The organism is Stenotrophomonas sp. BR163, from assembly GCF_047520985.2.
GTDB classification, from domain to species: domain Bacteria; phylum Pseudomonadota; class Gammaproteobacteria; order Xanthomonadales; family Xanthomonadaceae; genus Stenotrophomonas; species Stenotrophomonas sepilia.
Window position 1 is genome coordinate 207966 of the sequence record NZ_JAXBRE020000001.1, and the last position, 13745, is coordinate 221710.

Here is a 13745-nt window from a genome sequence, read left to right on the forward strand (position 1 = left end):
GTTTGCGGTTCGCCCTGTAGAGTCGAGCCATGCTCGACTGGCTCTCGCGCAACACGGCCGAGCCGCCGTCAGCGCAGGCGGTCCAGCGCCTCGGCCAGCTCATCCGCCAGCGGCGCGTTCAGCACATACGGGCTCTTGCCGTCGTCCAGTGCAAACTCCAACGAGGCTGCGTGCAGAAACAGGCGCTTCAGCCCGATCTGCTCACGAAGCCGCTTGTTGACCGCAGGATCGCCGTATTTGTCGTCACCGGCCACCGGATGACCCAGATGCTGGGCATGCACGCGGATCTGATGGGTGCGGCCGGTTTCGATGCGCACCTCGCAGTACGACTGGCCGCCGCGGCGCTCCAGCACCCGGAAGTGACTGATCGATTCCTTGCCGATCGCATTGACCTGTACATGGCGCTCGCCACCCTGACGCAGGCCCACGTGCAGCGGCGCGTCGACGGTCATCACGCCGTCCGGCATGCGGCCGGCCAGCAGGGTCAGGTAGCGCTTGCGGATGCCGGCGCCGTGGTCTTCACGCAACAGCGCCTGCAGTTCGCTCAGCGCCGAACGCTTCTTGGCCACGATCAGCAGGCCCGAGGTGTCGCGATCCAGCCGATGGACCAACTCCAGTGTCTGTCCCGGCCGCAACGCGCGCAGGGTCTCGATGGCACCGAAGCTGATGCCGCTGCCGCCATGGCTGGCCACGCCGGAGGGCTTGTTCAGGGCCAGCAGCCGGGCGTCCTCGAAGACGATGGCCTGCTCCAGGCGGCGCATGAACGCCTCTGGCGGGCCGGCCTTGTCTCCCTCCTCACTGAGACGGACCGGCGGCACACGCACCTCATCGCCCGCCTCCAGCTTGCGCTCGGCCTTGGCGCGGCCGCCGTTCACCCGAACCTGCCCGCTGCGCACCAGCTTGTACACCAGGCTGCGCGGGGCTCCCTTCAGCTGGCCGAGCAGGAAGTTGTCCAGGCGCTGGCCGGCGCGGTCGGCGGGAACGGTGATCATGCGCACGGAAGGCTTGTCGCCAGCGGGTTTGGTCGGGTCTTGGGCGGTCATCAGGCTGTTTATTCTGTTACACTCGGGGGGCGAGATAAGGGATTGATTTCGTTGGAAGTTACTCAGGGCCAGAAGCCCAGCTTCCGACGAATCCGGCACAGTGCGCGACCACCGCCCGCGGGGCGGCCATGTTAGCGGCTCACCGGCCTTCCCGGCCATCGCCGGATGCCTGACACGCAACCGTGCTGAACATGTCCCGCGTGGCGCTCCAGCCTGGCTGACAGCTGCCTGCGGCCCTGCAACACCCAAAACCCATAAGAGTGAAGCGCTCCCGCGGCCTGCCGTGGTGTCGTAGCGCTGGAAACCCAAGCCGCCCTCCCCGCGCTTGCGCGAATGGGCGGCGAGCCGTGTCCAGAGGCGAAACCCCATGGCGTTCCGCGCGGTAGCCGCTTGCGAGGAACGCAACAATGAAGCGAATGCTGATCAACGCCACGCAGGCTGAAGAGCTGCGTGTTGCCATCGTGGATGGCCAGTCGTTGTATGACATCGACATCGAACAGCCGTCGAAGGAACAGAAGAAGTCCAACATCTACAAGGGCCGGATCTTCCGCATCGAGCCCTCGCTGGAAGCCGCCTTCGTCGAGTATGGCGGTGGCCGCCATGGCTTCCTGCCGCTGAAGGAAATCTCCCGCGACTACTTCCAGGCCGGTGTCGACCACAACAAGGCCGGCATCCGCGAGCTGCTGAAGGAAGGACAGGAGATCGTTGTCCAGGTCGACAAGGAAGAGCGTGGCAACAAGGGCGCTGCCCTGACCACGTTCATCTCGCTGGCCGGCCGTTACATGGTGCTGATGCCGAACTCGCCCAGCGCCGGCGGCGTGTCCCGCCGCATCGAGGGCGAAGACCGTGCCGCGCTGAAGGAGGCCCTGGACAAGCTGAACATTCCCGACGACATGGGAGTGATCATCCGTACCGCCGGCGTCGGTCGCGATGCGGAAGAGCTGCAGTGGGACCTGGACTACCTGCTCAACGTCTGGCGCGCCATCGCCGAAGCCGCACTGAGCAAGCCGGCCCCGTTCCTGATCTACCAGGAATCGCGCCTGATCGTGCGCGCCCTGCGTGACTACCTGCGCGCCGACATCGGCGAGATCCTGGTGGACACCGAGGAGATGTACGAGCACGCCCGCGAGTTCATGCAGCAGGTGATGCCGCAGACCCTGCGCAAGCTCAAGCACTACAAGGACGACATCCCGCTGTTCAACCGCTTCCAGATCGAGTCGCAGATCGAAGGTGCCTACGAGCGCAACGTGCGCCTGCCGTCGGGTGGCTCGATCGTGGTCGACCAGACCGAAGCACTGACCGCAGTCGACGTGAACTCCTCGCGCGCCACCAAGGGCAGCGACATCGAGGACACCGCGTTCCAGACCAACCTGGAAGCGGCCGAGGAAGTGGCCCGCCAGCTGCGCCTGCGCGACCTGGGCGGCCTGGTGGTGATCGACTTCATCGACATGGCCTCCAACAAGCACCAGCGCGAGGTCGAGAATCGCCTGGCCAACGCGCTGAAGTACGACCGTGCCCGCGTGCAGGTCGGCCGCATCTCGCGCTTCGGCCTGCTGGAAATGAGCCGCCAGCGCCTGCGCCCGAGCCTGGGCGAATCCAGCCAGATCGTCTGCCCGCGTTGCGACGGCCACGGCCGCATGCGCAGCGTGGAGTCGCTGTCGCTGTCGATCATCCGCGTCGCCGAAGAGCACGCGATGAAGGAGAACACCGGGCAGGTGCTGGTCCAGGCGCCGGTGGAGATCGCCAACTACCTGTTGAACGAGAAGCGCAGCGCCCTGCGCGAGATCGAGCAGCGCCACGAAGCGCCGATCGTGATCGTCGCCGACGAGCAGCTGCACACCCCGCACTATGCGGTCACCCGCCTGCGTGAGAACGAGCTGGGTGAAGAGAGCAGCAAGCCCAGCTACCAGCGCGGCACCCCGCGCAAGCTGCCGGTGCACGCCCTGACCAAGGGCCAGCTGAACATCCCGCCGCCGGCAGTGACCCAGGTCAAGCACACCTCTCCCGCCCCGGTGCGCGAGGAAGCGGCTCCGGCTGCAGCCGCTCCGGCTCCGGTCGTGGCAGCGCCCGTGGCGCCGGCTTCGAGCGGCGGCGTGATCGGTTGGCTCAAGCGCGTGTTCGGTGGCGAGCCGGCGCCGGCGCCGGCGCCGGCCGCCCCGGCTCCGCGCCAGCAGCAGGACGGTGGTCGCAAGGACCGCAACAAGGATCGCAACAAGGATCGCAAGGACCGTCGCGACGAAAACCGTGGCAACGGTGGCAACGGCAACGCGCAGCAGCAGAAGGATGGCGGCAACCGCAAGGACCGCGCTGAGCAGCGCAACAAGGACGGCCGCAACGGCAACAACGGCAATGCCCAGCAGCAGCCGCAGCAGGGCAGGCAGAAAGAGCCGCAGCAGAAGGATGGCCAGCAGCAGCCGCAGCAGCAGAACAAGCCGCGCAACGAGCAGCAGGGCCAGGGCCAGAACCAGCCGAAGCTGAAGCAGCCCAAGCAGCCGCGCCAGCAGCAGGACGGTGACAAGCCGGCCGAGAAGCCGCAGCGCAACGTCGCCGAAGCCCCGGTTGAAGGTGTGACCGCGGCAGCAGCTGTGGCCGCCAACGCCGTCGCCGCCAACGTGGTGACCGCGCAGGAAGCCAGTGCACCGGTCGCCCCGGTTGCCCCGGTGGCCGCCGCCCCGGTGGACGCAGTACCGGTCGAGACCGCTGCCGGCGAGGCCGAGGTGGTTGCGGTTGCCGCTGAAGAGACTGCAGCCGACGCCCATGGCGAGCAGGCTGGCGAAGGTGCAACCCGCCGCCGTCGCGGCCGTCGTGGCGGCCGTCGTCGTCGTCGCGGTGGCGCCGAGAACGCTGCCGGTGGTGACGGCCTGGGCGATGACCAGGACGAGGGTGACGAGGGTGATGACGCCGAGGGCGTCGAGCCGAACGTCGACAGTGCCGCCCCGGCCACTCCGGTCGCCGCCGCACAGCCGACCCGTGCGCAGCCGGAATTCGATTTCGATGACGAAGCCGAACCGGTTGCTGTCGAAGCCGAGAAGCCGGTCCGTGCTGCCGCCGCTGCTGTCGCCGCACCGGTGGCGGTGGTGAGCAGCGCCGTGGTCGAGACTGCCGCACCGATCACCGCCGAAGTGCCGGCGGCGGTTGAAACCGCAGCCAAGGCAGAGCCGGTGTCCTCGCCGGTGCAGACCAGCATGCTCGATGCCATCGACGCAGCAACCCCGGCGCAGCCGGTGGCTGTTGCCGCACCGGCAGTCGAAGCAAAGCCGATCGCGGTGGAAGCAGCCCCGGTGGCTGAAGTCGCTCAGGCGATCGAAGCGAAGCCGGCGGCAGTCGAGGCTGCACCGGTGGCTGAAGCCAAGCCGGCCGCTACCGAAGCCGCTCCGGTGGTAGAAGCCAAGCCGGAGATCGTTGACGCTGCTCCGGTGGTTGAAGCCAAGCCGGTCGTCGAGCCGGTCGTGGTCGCCGAACAGCCGGTCGCGCCGGTGGCGGTGGAAGCCGCACCGGTGGAAGCTGCGGCCCCGGTCGCCGATGCAGTGGTGACACCGTCGATCGATCCGGTCGCCGATGGCCACGCCGATGCGGCAGCCCAGGCGGCCGAAGCCAAGGCGGCCGAAGCCAAGGCCGACGAAGAAGACGAAGAAAGCGCCAAGCGCACGCCGCCGGCGAACTGATCGCGCTTTGATCGCGTGAAAAAACGGCGGGGATCGATGATCCCCGCCGTTTCTGTTTGTGCGCCGGGCGCGTGCAGCGCTCTGGTAGAGGCCCACCCTGGTCGGCGCCGTTGTTGGAGCGAACGCGGACACGTCCGTGCCAACCAAGGGTGGCACCTACCAGGACATCAGTGCGCCGGAGCGAATTGCAGGCGGGTCCAGACGCCATAATGGTCCGAGGCCCAGCGACCGCTGTCATCGGGCTGGTCGAACAGGAGCTTGGCCTCACGTGCGACCATCGCGTCCTGCTGGAAGAAGATGTGGTCGATCCGCGAGGCCACCGGGTAGTAGTGCCTGTTCAGCGTACTGACCCCGGCCAGGTCGGTGTTGACGTGCACGCTGCCGTAGCTGTCACCGTAATGGCTGCGCAGCTCGCTCAGGTCACTGGCATCGACCAGCGCGTTGAAGTCGCCCGCGATCACCACCGGTGCGCCGGCCGAGGTGCTGGCGATGAAGCGCAGCAGGTCCTCGACCTGGGTGCGACGGATGCGCTGGCCATTTTCGTCGCTGCGCTCGTTGAAGTGGGTGGCATAGACGTTGACCGCCTTGCCGTCCACACTGATGCGCAGATGGGCGACCGTCCGGTAGTCGTCCAGCGGCTCTAGCAGGTGCTCACCCTGGGCGAGGATCGGCCGCCGGGTCAGCAGCGCATTGCCGTAACGTTTCGGCGCACCCACCGGATCGGTGGACACGAACACGTACTTGTAGCCGAGTTGGCTGGCCAGCCACTGCGCCTGGTTGCGCACGTTGCGGCGCTGGATCACCTCCTGCAGGGCAACCGCATCCGGCTGCAGGCGCTTGAGTTCGGCCAGGATGGTGCGGCGGCGGCTCGGCCAGTCCTCGCGGTCGTGATGCAGGTTGAAGGTCACCATGCTCATGCCTGGTGCGCTGGCGATGTCAGCCGCTGTCGCGGCGGTTGGCACGGCTGCCATCACGGCACCCGGCAATGCCAATGCAATGGCCAGTCCCAGGGCACGCACGGCCGTGCGCACCCTTCCCCCCTGCTGCTTCATCGTTACTGCCCCTTGCGCTCGGCGCGGCGCACCGCGCCCGGTACATCGATCTCGACCCGCGCCGGCAGCTGGTGCACGTGCAGTTCCCTGTCGGTCCATTCGGCCGCTTCGCCGTTGATGGTCGCCTCGCCCGGATCACCGGCGTACGGCCACGGCAAGACTACGCCACCGACCGGTGGCACCAGGCCCGGCTGCACCTCCAGCACCAGCTGCTTGTCGCTGCGCTGCAGGCGGTAGTTGAGCTGGCCCTGCGGCGTGCGCAGGCCCTGCACAGCGATGCCGTCGCCCTGCAGCCAGGCGGTCGGAATGCCGGCGGCCAACACCAGCGCATCGTCCATGTCACGGCTGTAGGCGAACATGTCCAGGGCCGAGCGCACGAAGTCCGAAGCGACCCAGGCATGCGGCAGGTCACCGACGAAGAACGGCTTGCGCGGCGTGCGCGAGACCACTTCGGCCCACTGGTTCCAGGCTTGCGGCGCACGGTCCTTGAAGAAGAACTCAGTCGCCTGCCAGGCGCGATCGCGCCAGCCAAGGCGGACGAAGGCGGCCACGTTGCGCCACTCGTAGGGCGTGTAGTCCTTCCACTCGCGCTTGCCGTCCCGACGGGCCACGAATTCCTTCCAGTAGCGCTCGAAAGTGGCATCGAGCGCCTGCTGCGGAAGGCGCCCCTGTTCACCGCCCGGAGCCAGCGCGATGGTGGTCGAGGTCGCATCGAAATCGCCCAGCTCGGCCGAGCCCGGCAGGTAATCGATGTTGTGCTGCTGCATCGCCGACAGCAGCGAGGCCTGCAGGTCATCACGGAACTGGTCACGCGATTCGGCAATCTGCATGGCTTCGACCTTGCCCAGCTGGGCCGCCAGCGATGCCGCATCCTTGTAGCCGCGCAACGCCCAGAAATTGTCCCAGTACGAATGCATCGGCTTGGCCGAATAGCCTTCATGGCTGATCGAGGCCGGCATCATCCCGTAGAACGCCGGATTGCGCGCCCGATTCTCGTCCGTGCGCTCGCTGGCGCGAAGCTGCTCCATGTAGTTGTAGGCGCCCTGCACATGCGGCCACATCAGTTCGGCGAAGGTGCTGTCACCGGTATAGCGCCCATACTCGGCAATGCTGTAGATCAGCTCGCCATGGCTGTCGTTCTCGGGCACCGGATCGCTGCCACGTGCATCGACACAGCACGGCACCTTGCCATTCTCGAACTGATAGGGCGCATACCAGTTGATGTAATCACGCACCGCATCACTGCGCCCCATGCGCAGAAGGCCCTCTGAAATCATCGCGCCATCGCGGATCCAGCTGCGCGCGTACGAGCGCGTGCCCGGCTGCAGGCGCGGGCCGACCCGCGAGATCAGCATGTGCGCCACGGCGGTGCGCAGGGTATCGACCAGCGCCTGGCCCGCAGCCGGTACTTGCAACGAGACCACCCCCAGCTTCTGCCGCCACTGCTCTGCGACCTGTGCCTGCGCCTTGGCCACATCCAGCGCCTGCGGCGCCCAGCCTCCGGTCTGTGGCAACACCACCGCCACTTCTCGGCTCTGGCCAGGGTCCAGCTTGATCGTATACAGCAGCGCACCGGACGCCATGCCGGTGCTGTCCTTCACCGCCGTGCTGGCCGGGTATTTCCCGGAGGCCAGATGCATCGCGTCGAGCTTGCCATCGAACGTGCTGGCAAAGCGCGCATCCGGCACCTGCAACGGATAGATGCGCGGCTCACCGTTGATGCGCACCAGCTGTTCGCCCACATCCAGCGCATCGATGCGACTGAAGCCGCCGACGGTATTGAGGAACTGGGTCGGCGGGTTCACCTGCCACGGCCGGATCGCCAGCGCCAAGGTGTACTCGTGCGCCACCTTGTCCGGATTGCTCAACCGGTAGCGGCCGATCAGCTGCGCGCGCTCCGGCGTGCCCTGCACGAAGCTGGTTACCGCCAGGCCGGCCTTCTCATGCACCCAGTCGACATTGGCGATGGGCAGGTAGCGATCCTGCAGCGACTGGGTGATGGCCACCGTCGACCAGTCCAGCAACTTGCCGTCCACGCGGATGAACGGCTCGATGCTGAAACTGCCCTTGGCCGGTTCCAGCGCACCGTCCTCGCTGATCAGTGCCTGCTCCTGGCCGCCATCGAGGCCGAGCAGGGTCCAGTACGGCTGTTCGCCCACATATGCACGCGGCAGCGAGCCGCGCGGCAGGTCGGCCGCCACCGAGGACAGGAATGCGTTCGGCGTGGCCGCGAACGCCAGCGGCTTGAGCGTGATGTCACGGATGCCATAGCGCCAGTTCGGGCCATCGTGCAGATCGAAGCGCACGTAGCGCGCGTCGGTATCCGGCAGCGCCAGCCAGTCGCGGCCGCCCGCACCGCCGGTCACCTCGCGCACGGTGCGCCAGTCCCGGCCATCCTCGGACGTCCGCACGGTGTAGCGATTGGCTTCCAGGTTCGGCAGCCAGTCAATCACCGCACCGCCGATCTCGCGGCTCTTGTGCAGGTCCAGGCTGATGGTCTGCTGCTTGACCCCGCCACTGATCCAGAACGTATCGCTCTTTCCGTCAATCATCCGGTCCTGCAGCGCGGTGGCGGTGTCGGCGATCACCGATGGCACCAGCGCCGAATCATCCTGCGGCGGCAGGCCCTGCAGGGTCAGCTTGTCGAAGCACACCGTGCCGCGGCCGCCGACCTTGCTGTAGATCGTGAACTCGACCGCAGCGCTGCGCGCCATCTCCTTCTCCGGCGACGGCCCCCATGCCTTGTCGATCTGGCGACGGCGGTATTCGGCCGGCGTCCACGCCTTGGGGAAGCTGTAGCCCGGACGATTGACCCACCAGACATTGTCGCCGCTGGCATCGATCAGCTTGAACTGCAGGTCGTTGCCCGGCGAATCCCCCCGCAGCTGGAAGCCGAAACGGTAGTTGGCCGGGTACTCGATGCCCAGCGCGCGGCGGATGCCGACGTAGCCCGACACCTTGTGGAAATCGTAGTCCAGGCACAGCGCGCGGCCGCCACCGGCACCGCTCACCGGACGCAGCGAACCGCTGACCTGGTCGGACAGCACCAGCTTCCAGGCGCCGATGTCGTCGAAATCGTCCAGTACCTTCGGCGCCGGCAGTGCCGGTGGTGCGGCGATCGCCAGGGAAGTCCACAACAGGCCCAGTCCAACGGCGATCGCTCGCTTCATCCCTTGACGCTCCCCAGCAACAGACCTTGGATGTAGTACCGCTGCAGCACCAGGAACAGTGCCAGCACCGGAACCACGGTGACCACCGCGCCAGCCATCATCATTTCCACGTCCATGATGTGCTCGCGCGAGAGGGTGGCCAGCGCCACCGGCAAAGTGTAGTGCTCCTGGTCGGTCAACACGATCAGCGGCCACATGAAATCGTTCCATGCCCCCATGAAGGTGAAGATCGCCAGGGTCACCAGTACCGGCTTGAGCATCGGCAGCACGATCTGGAAGAAGATGCGCAGCTCACCCGCGCCGTCGATGCGCGCCGCTTCAAGCAGCTCGTCCGGGATCGAACGCGCGTACTGGCGCACCAGGAAGATGCCGAACACGCTGGCCAGCGCCGGCACGATCACGCCGCCAAAGCTGTTGACCAGGCCCAGCTGCTTCATCAGCAGGAACAGCGGCAGCATCGCCACCTGCGCCGGGATCACCAGCGCTGCCATCAGCACCTGGAACAGGCGTTCGCGGCCAACGAAGTTGAGCTTGGCGAAGGCGTAGCCAGCCATGGTGTTGAGCAGCAGCGAACCCAGCGTGATAGCCAGCGACACCAGCAGGCTGTTGGCGAAGTTGCCGCCCATGCCGGTGCGCGCGAACAGCTCGTGGTAGTTGTGCGTGGTGATGCTCGAAGGCAGCAGTGGCGGCGGGAAATGACTGGCCTCGCCCTGCGGCATGAACGAGACCGAGAGCATCCACAGCAGCGGTGCAAGGCTGACCAGGGCCAGCACCAGCAACGCAGCATTGATCATCCACGGATACCAGCGCGACTGGCCGATTTCACGACTCATACCAACTGCCTCTTGCGGCCGAAACGCAGCATCACGGTGGTCACCGCCAGGATGATCAGGAACAGCAGGAACGCCACCGCGGAGGCGCGCCCCAGGTTCCACCACTTGAAGCCTTCCTCGAACATGAAATACAGCACGCTGACGGTGCTCTGCAGCGGATCGCCGCGGGTCATGACATACGGCTCGGCGAACAGCTGGAAATAGCCGGACACGGTGATCACGCCGACCACCAGCAGTACCGGGCCGAGCATCGGCAGGGTGATGTGCAGGAACTGCTTCCAGCGCGAAGCGCCGTCGATGCGCGCGGCTTCGTACAGGTCATGCGGGATCGCCTGCAGGCCGGCGAGGAAGATCACCATGTTGTAGCCGAAGTTCTTCCACACCGCGAACAGCATGATGGTCGGCATCGCCCAGTTGGGATCACCCAGCCAGTCGATCGGACTGATGCCCAGGTGGCCCAGCCCGTAGTTCACCAGTCCATAGCTGGTATGGAACAGGTAGCGCCAGATCACCGCCACCGCCACCAGCGTGGTCACCACCGGCGCGAACAGTGCCGTACGGAACAGGGCCTTGAAGCGTGCGGCCGGTGCGTTGAGCAGCATGGCCGCGCCCAGCGACACACCGATCGACAACGGAACGCCGATCAGCACGAAGTAGGCGGTATTCCACAGCGACTTCCAGAACATCGGCGTCTGCAGCAGGTCGATGTAGTTGCCCAGGCCGACGAAGCGCAGGTTGCTGCTGTCGGCCAGTGCATAGAGGTCGAAGTCGGTCACGCTCAGCGCCAGCGCCGAGGCGACCGGCAGGCCGAAGAACACGCCCAGCACGATCAGCGAGGGGCCGGCGAAGATCCAGCCGGCCAGCGAAGTACGTTTCATTGCGCGCTCCCGGCGGCCACTGCGCTGCTCGATTGCGGCGACGGCGCGCGCTCCTGCAGGCGTTGTTGTTCATGCATCCAGCGGCGCTTGGCCAGCACCTTGTCCACGCGCTGGTCCAGTTCGGCCACGGCCTTGTCCTGCGGCAGGCCACCGCGCACCACCTTCTCGGTGACAATGCGCATTTCCTGCACGATGCGCTCCCATTCAAGCACCTTCGGCGTCGGCTTGACCCGCTCCAGCTGATCGCGGAACGCGGCGGCCAGCGGATCGTTGGCCAGCGACGGCGCGTTCCAGGCGCTGCGGCGTGGCGGCAGGTCGCCGATGATCGAATGGAAGCGTGCCTGGATCTGCGGGCGCGACAGGAATTCGATCAGCTTCCAGGACGCCTCCTTCTGCTGCGACTTGCGGAAGATCACCAGGCTGGTGCCACCGGCGATGCCCGCGCCCGGACCGTTGGGCCCCGGCAGCGCAGCGGTGCCCCACTGTCCTTCCAGTTCCTTCGGCTGCAGTTTCTTGAACTCGCGGATGTTCCAGGGGCCGGAGATGTAGAACACGTTGAAGCCGCGGAAGAATTCATCCCAGACGTTGGAGATCTGCGTCTCGGACATCTTCGGCGCCCAGCCCTGCTCGAACATGTTGGCGTAGAAGGACAGCGTGCGGCGGAACCCCGGGCTGGCAAAATTGCCGCGGGTATCGTCGTCGCGCAGCAGCGGGTCGGGCTGCTGCAGGGCCAGCGACAGCTGCTGCTCGAACTCGTTGATCGGCATCAGCACCGCGTAGCGGTTCGGGCCCTGCATGCGCTTGATCGCCGCCATCTGCTCCTCCCACTCCGGCCACGTGCGCGGCGGGTGGTCGTAGCCGGCCTTGGCCAGCAGGTCCTTGCGGTAGTAGATCAGGCGCGTATCGACGTACCACGGCACGCCGACCAGCTCGCCGTGGATCACGTTGGTATCCCAGATGCCCTGGAAGTAATCTTTCGGATCGACCACAGTGGAGCGCTGCACGAACGGCTGCAGCGGGGTCAATGCATCGAGTTCGGCGAACTCCGGCACCCAGGTGTTGCCGAGCTGGCACACGTCCGGCAGGCCATCGGCGGCGAACGCGGTCAGCAGCTTTTCGTGCGCGGCGGTCCACGGGATGTTCTGCACATCCACCTTGATGCCGGGATTCTCGGCCTCGAACTCGTGGATCAGCTCGCTGACCACCTCGGCTTCGCGGCCCATCGCCCAGAAGCGCACGGTGGTGGTGCCCGGTTCGGTGCGGGCGCAGCCGGCCACGGCCAGGGTGGCCAGGGCAGGCAGCGCCCAGCGGCGCAGGCGGTCGATCCAGTTCGGCATCGGATTACTTGCCCTGGCCTGTGGTGCGGTTGGCATTGTTCTTCTGTTCCTGCGCGGCAGCCGCGCGTGATTCGGCGATACCCACCGCGCGTGCTGCCGCGGCCTTTTCGTCCTTCTGCAGTTCCAGCGGCTGGAACGACCCTTCCGGTGCCAGCCAGCCGCCGCTGAATCCGGCCCGCTCCAGGCCCTTGCGGATGTACGGATTCTTCTTCATCACTTCCCAGACGAAGTCGTTGCGGTAGTTGGCGATCATGGTCAGGATCGGCCCCTGGTCGATGGCGATGTAGTCGCTGGCGACCCAGCCGCGATCCGGCACCAGGCGACCGGTCTTGATCGGGATGTCGTAGTTGAAGCTGGGATTGAACGAATCCAGGAAGCCGTAGCTGGAATAGATGTAGTCGCCGTAGCGCTTGTGCATTTCCAGCGTCGCCGGGATCACCTGCTCGGGCGCGAACACCACCGAGGCGATCGCCGCAGTCGGGGCAATGGTGCCGTCATCGAAGTTCTCGCGCAGGCCGGCGCCGCGCGAGGAGTAGTGGCGGAACTGGCGCTGTTCGCCGCGGTACTCCTGCGTGGTGTTCTGCGGGCCATCGCTGGCGGTCAGGCCCCATACGTTCTCGCCATAGTCCTTCCACTGCATCGGGTTGGCGATGGCGTACTCGCGCTGGGCCAGCGCGGCCGAGCGGCTGTTGAGGAAATAGGTGCTGCCGCGCTCGCGCATGTACGCGTCCTGGATATCGCGGAAATCGATCCAGACGTGGCTGTACTGGTGGCCGAACAGCGGGCCGAAGGACAGGTATTCCTGGCCCTGGTAGACACCCCAGTCGTTGTCATAGGTGCGCGTCCACACCGTCCACGCGTCCGGGCTGACCGGGTGCGTGGGCGAGCCCAGGGCGAGGATGTAGACCATCATCGCCTCGTTGTAGCCCATCCAGTCGTGGTCGATGAAGCCGCTCTCCGGGAACCAGCCCATCGAGATCAGCGGTGCACGCTGCTGCAGCCACGGCCAGTCGACCTTCTTGTACAAGGTGTCGGCGATCTGGCGGATTTCCTTTTCGCGCGGATCGTCACCGTCGTAGTACGACTGCGCGAACAGCACGCCCATCATCAGCAGTGCGGTATCCACCGAGGACAGTTCGACCCAGCTGTCGTAGCGACGGCCTTCCTGCATGTCCAGGAAGTGATAGTAGAAACCCTTGTAGCCCGCCTTGCCGGTGCGCTGTGGGCCCATCGGCACGTCGCGGAAGAATTTCAGGGTGGTCAGGGTCCGGTCGATCGCCTGGTTGCGGCTGACCCAACCGTTCTCGATACCGATGGGATAGGCGGTCAGCGCGAAACCCACCGACGCGATGCTGGCGAACGGCCGCGACGGATAGCGGTCCGGGGTCAGCCCGTTGATCTCGTTGGTGGTGTCCCAGAAGAACTGGAAGGTGCGGCGCTCGATGTCATCGAACAGCGGCGGCAGCTCCGGCTTCATCGGCCGCGGCGGTGCATCGGCCTCGATCAGGATCACCGGCGGACGCGGCTTGGCAGGCTCCTGCTGGGCCGGCTGGCAGGCGGCGACGGCCAGGCTCAACGCTGCCGCGGACAACAGATGGCGTGCCTGCATGGCGCGGTTCCTCCGGTGGTCTGATCGATGGGAAAGCATACCGTCCAATGATCTGAAATCGTTTACAAGATGCGCTCTTAAAAAACCACGAAAAACGTGGTTTGACACCGCGATCATTGCCCACGCCGCTGCCCCCTGCCCGGCAGCGGCGTGGGCAA

Annotated in this window: 8 protein-coding genes; 1 reads left to right on the forward strand and 7 read right to left on the reverse strand. The window is 66.2% G+C overall.

The genetic code is table 11. From position 1 onward, the window contains the following. Positions 1–68 precede the first annotated feature (68 nt). The gene (locus ACM0PY_RS00990) at positions 69–1043 is read right to left on the reverse strand and encodes an RluA family pseudouridine synthase (RefSeq protein WP_134972810.1); all 975 of its coding nucleotides are present in this window, start codon (positions 1041–1043) and stop codon (positions 69–71) included. A 407-nt stretch (positions 1044–1450) separates the two neighbouring features. Here ACM0PY_RS00990 and ACM0PY_RS00995 point away from each other — a divergent pair, with 407 nt between their 5' ends. Further along, a complete protein-coding gene (locus ACM0PY_RS00995; RefSeq protein WP_180883844.1) occupies positions 1451–4708 on the forward strand; it encodes an Rne/Rng family ribonuclease in 3258 nt (1085 codons plus the stop codon). A 167-nt stretch (positions 4709–4875) separates the two neighbouring features. Here the strand turns inward: ACM0PY_RS00995 and ACM0PY_RS01000 are convergent, their stop codons facing one another. Genes ACM0PY_RS01000 through ACM0PY_RS01025 form a run of 6 tightly spaced genes read right to left on the reverse strand, consistent with a single transcriptional unit; the run spans position 4876 to position 13587 of the window. Then, positions 4876–5760, reverse strand: coding sequence for an endonuclease/exonuclease/phosphatase family protein (locus ACM0PY_RS01000; protein WP_180883843.1), 885 nt, complete (start codon positions 5758–5760; stop codon positions 4876–4878). Between the two features lie 2 nt (positions 5761–5762). Then, positions 5763–8930, reverse strand: coding sequence for a discoidin domain-containing protein (locus ACM0PY_RS01005; RefSeq protein WP_180883841.1), 3168 nt, complete (start codon positions 8928–8930; stop codon positions 5763–5765). Next, entirely contained in the window at positions 8927–9763 is an 837-nt protein-coding gene (locus tag ACM0PY_RS01010) for a carbohydrate ABC transporter permease (RefSeq protein ID WP_180883840.1), read from the reverse strand. Before ACM0PY_RS01010 ends, ACM0PY_RS01005 begins: the two co-directional genes overlap by 4 nt. Beyond that, entirely contained in the window at positions 9760–10641 is an 882-nt protein-coding gene (locus ACM0PY_RS01015) for a carbohydrate ABC transporter permease (RefSeq protein WP_005417621.1), read from the reverse strand. Before ACM0PY_RS01015 ends, ACM0PY_RS01010 begins: the two co-directional genes overlap by 4 nt. Then, positions 10638–11978, reverse strand: a complete 1341-nt coding sequence (locus tag ACM0PY_RS01020; protein ID WP_180883838.1) for a sugar ABC transporter substrate-binding protein — start codon at positions 11976–11978, stop codon at positions 10638–10640. The genes ACM0PY_RS01015 and ACM0PY_RS01020 overlap by 4 nt, the downstream gene beginning before the upstream one ends. Before the next feature lie 4 nt (positions 11979–11982). Then, positions 11983–13587: a glucoamylase family protein gene (locus ACM0PY_RS01025; RefSeq protein WP_005417626.1), complete on the reverse strand. Its 1605-nt coding sequence runs from the start codon at positions 13585–13587 to the stop codon at positions 11983–11985. Positions 13588–13745 lie beyond the last annotated feature (158 nt).

What these genes read in the sequence shown, in the direction of transcription:
- ACM0PY_RS00990 (WP_134972810.1), bottom strand. Translation starts at nt 1,043, where the DNA reads ATGACCGCCCAAGACCCGACCAAACCCGCTGGCGACAAGCCTTCCGTG.
- ACM0PY_RS00995 (WP_180883844.1), top strand. Translation starts at nt 1,451, where the DNA reads ATGAAGCGAATGCTGATCAACGCCACGCAGGCTGAAGAGCTGCGTGTT.
- ACM0PY_RS01000 (WP_180883843.1), bottom strand. Translation starts at nt 5,760, where the DNA reads ATGAAGCAGCAGGGGGGAAGGGTGCGCACGGCCGTGCGTGCCCTGGGA.
- ACM0PY_RS01005 (WP_180883841.1), bottom strand. Translation starts at nt 8,930, where the DNA reads ATGAAGCGAGCGATCGCCGTTGGACTGGGCCTGTTGTGGACTTCCCTG.
- ACM0PY_RS01010 (WP_180883840.1), bottom strand. Translation starts at nt 9,763, where the DNA reads ATGAGTCGTGAAATCGGCCAGTCGCGCTGGTATCCGTGGATGATCAAT.
- ACM0PY_RS01015 (WP_005417621.1), bottom strand. Translation starts at nt 10,641, where the DNA reads ATGAAACGTACTTCGCTGGCCGGCTGGATCTTCGCCGGCCCCTCGCTG.
- ACM0PY_RS01020 (WP_180883838.1), bottom strand. Translation starts at nt 11,978, where the DNA reads ATGCCGAACTGGATCGACCGCCTGCGCCGCTGGGCGCTGCCTGCCCTG.
- ACM0PY_RS01025 (WP_005417626.1), bottom strand. Translation starts at nt 13,587, where the DNA reads ATGCAGGCACGCCATCTGTTGTCCGCGGCAGCGTTGAGCCTGGCCGTC.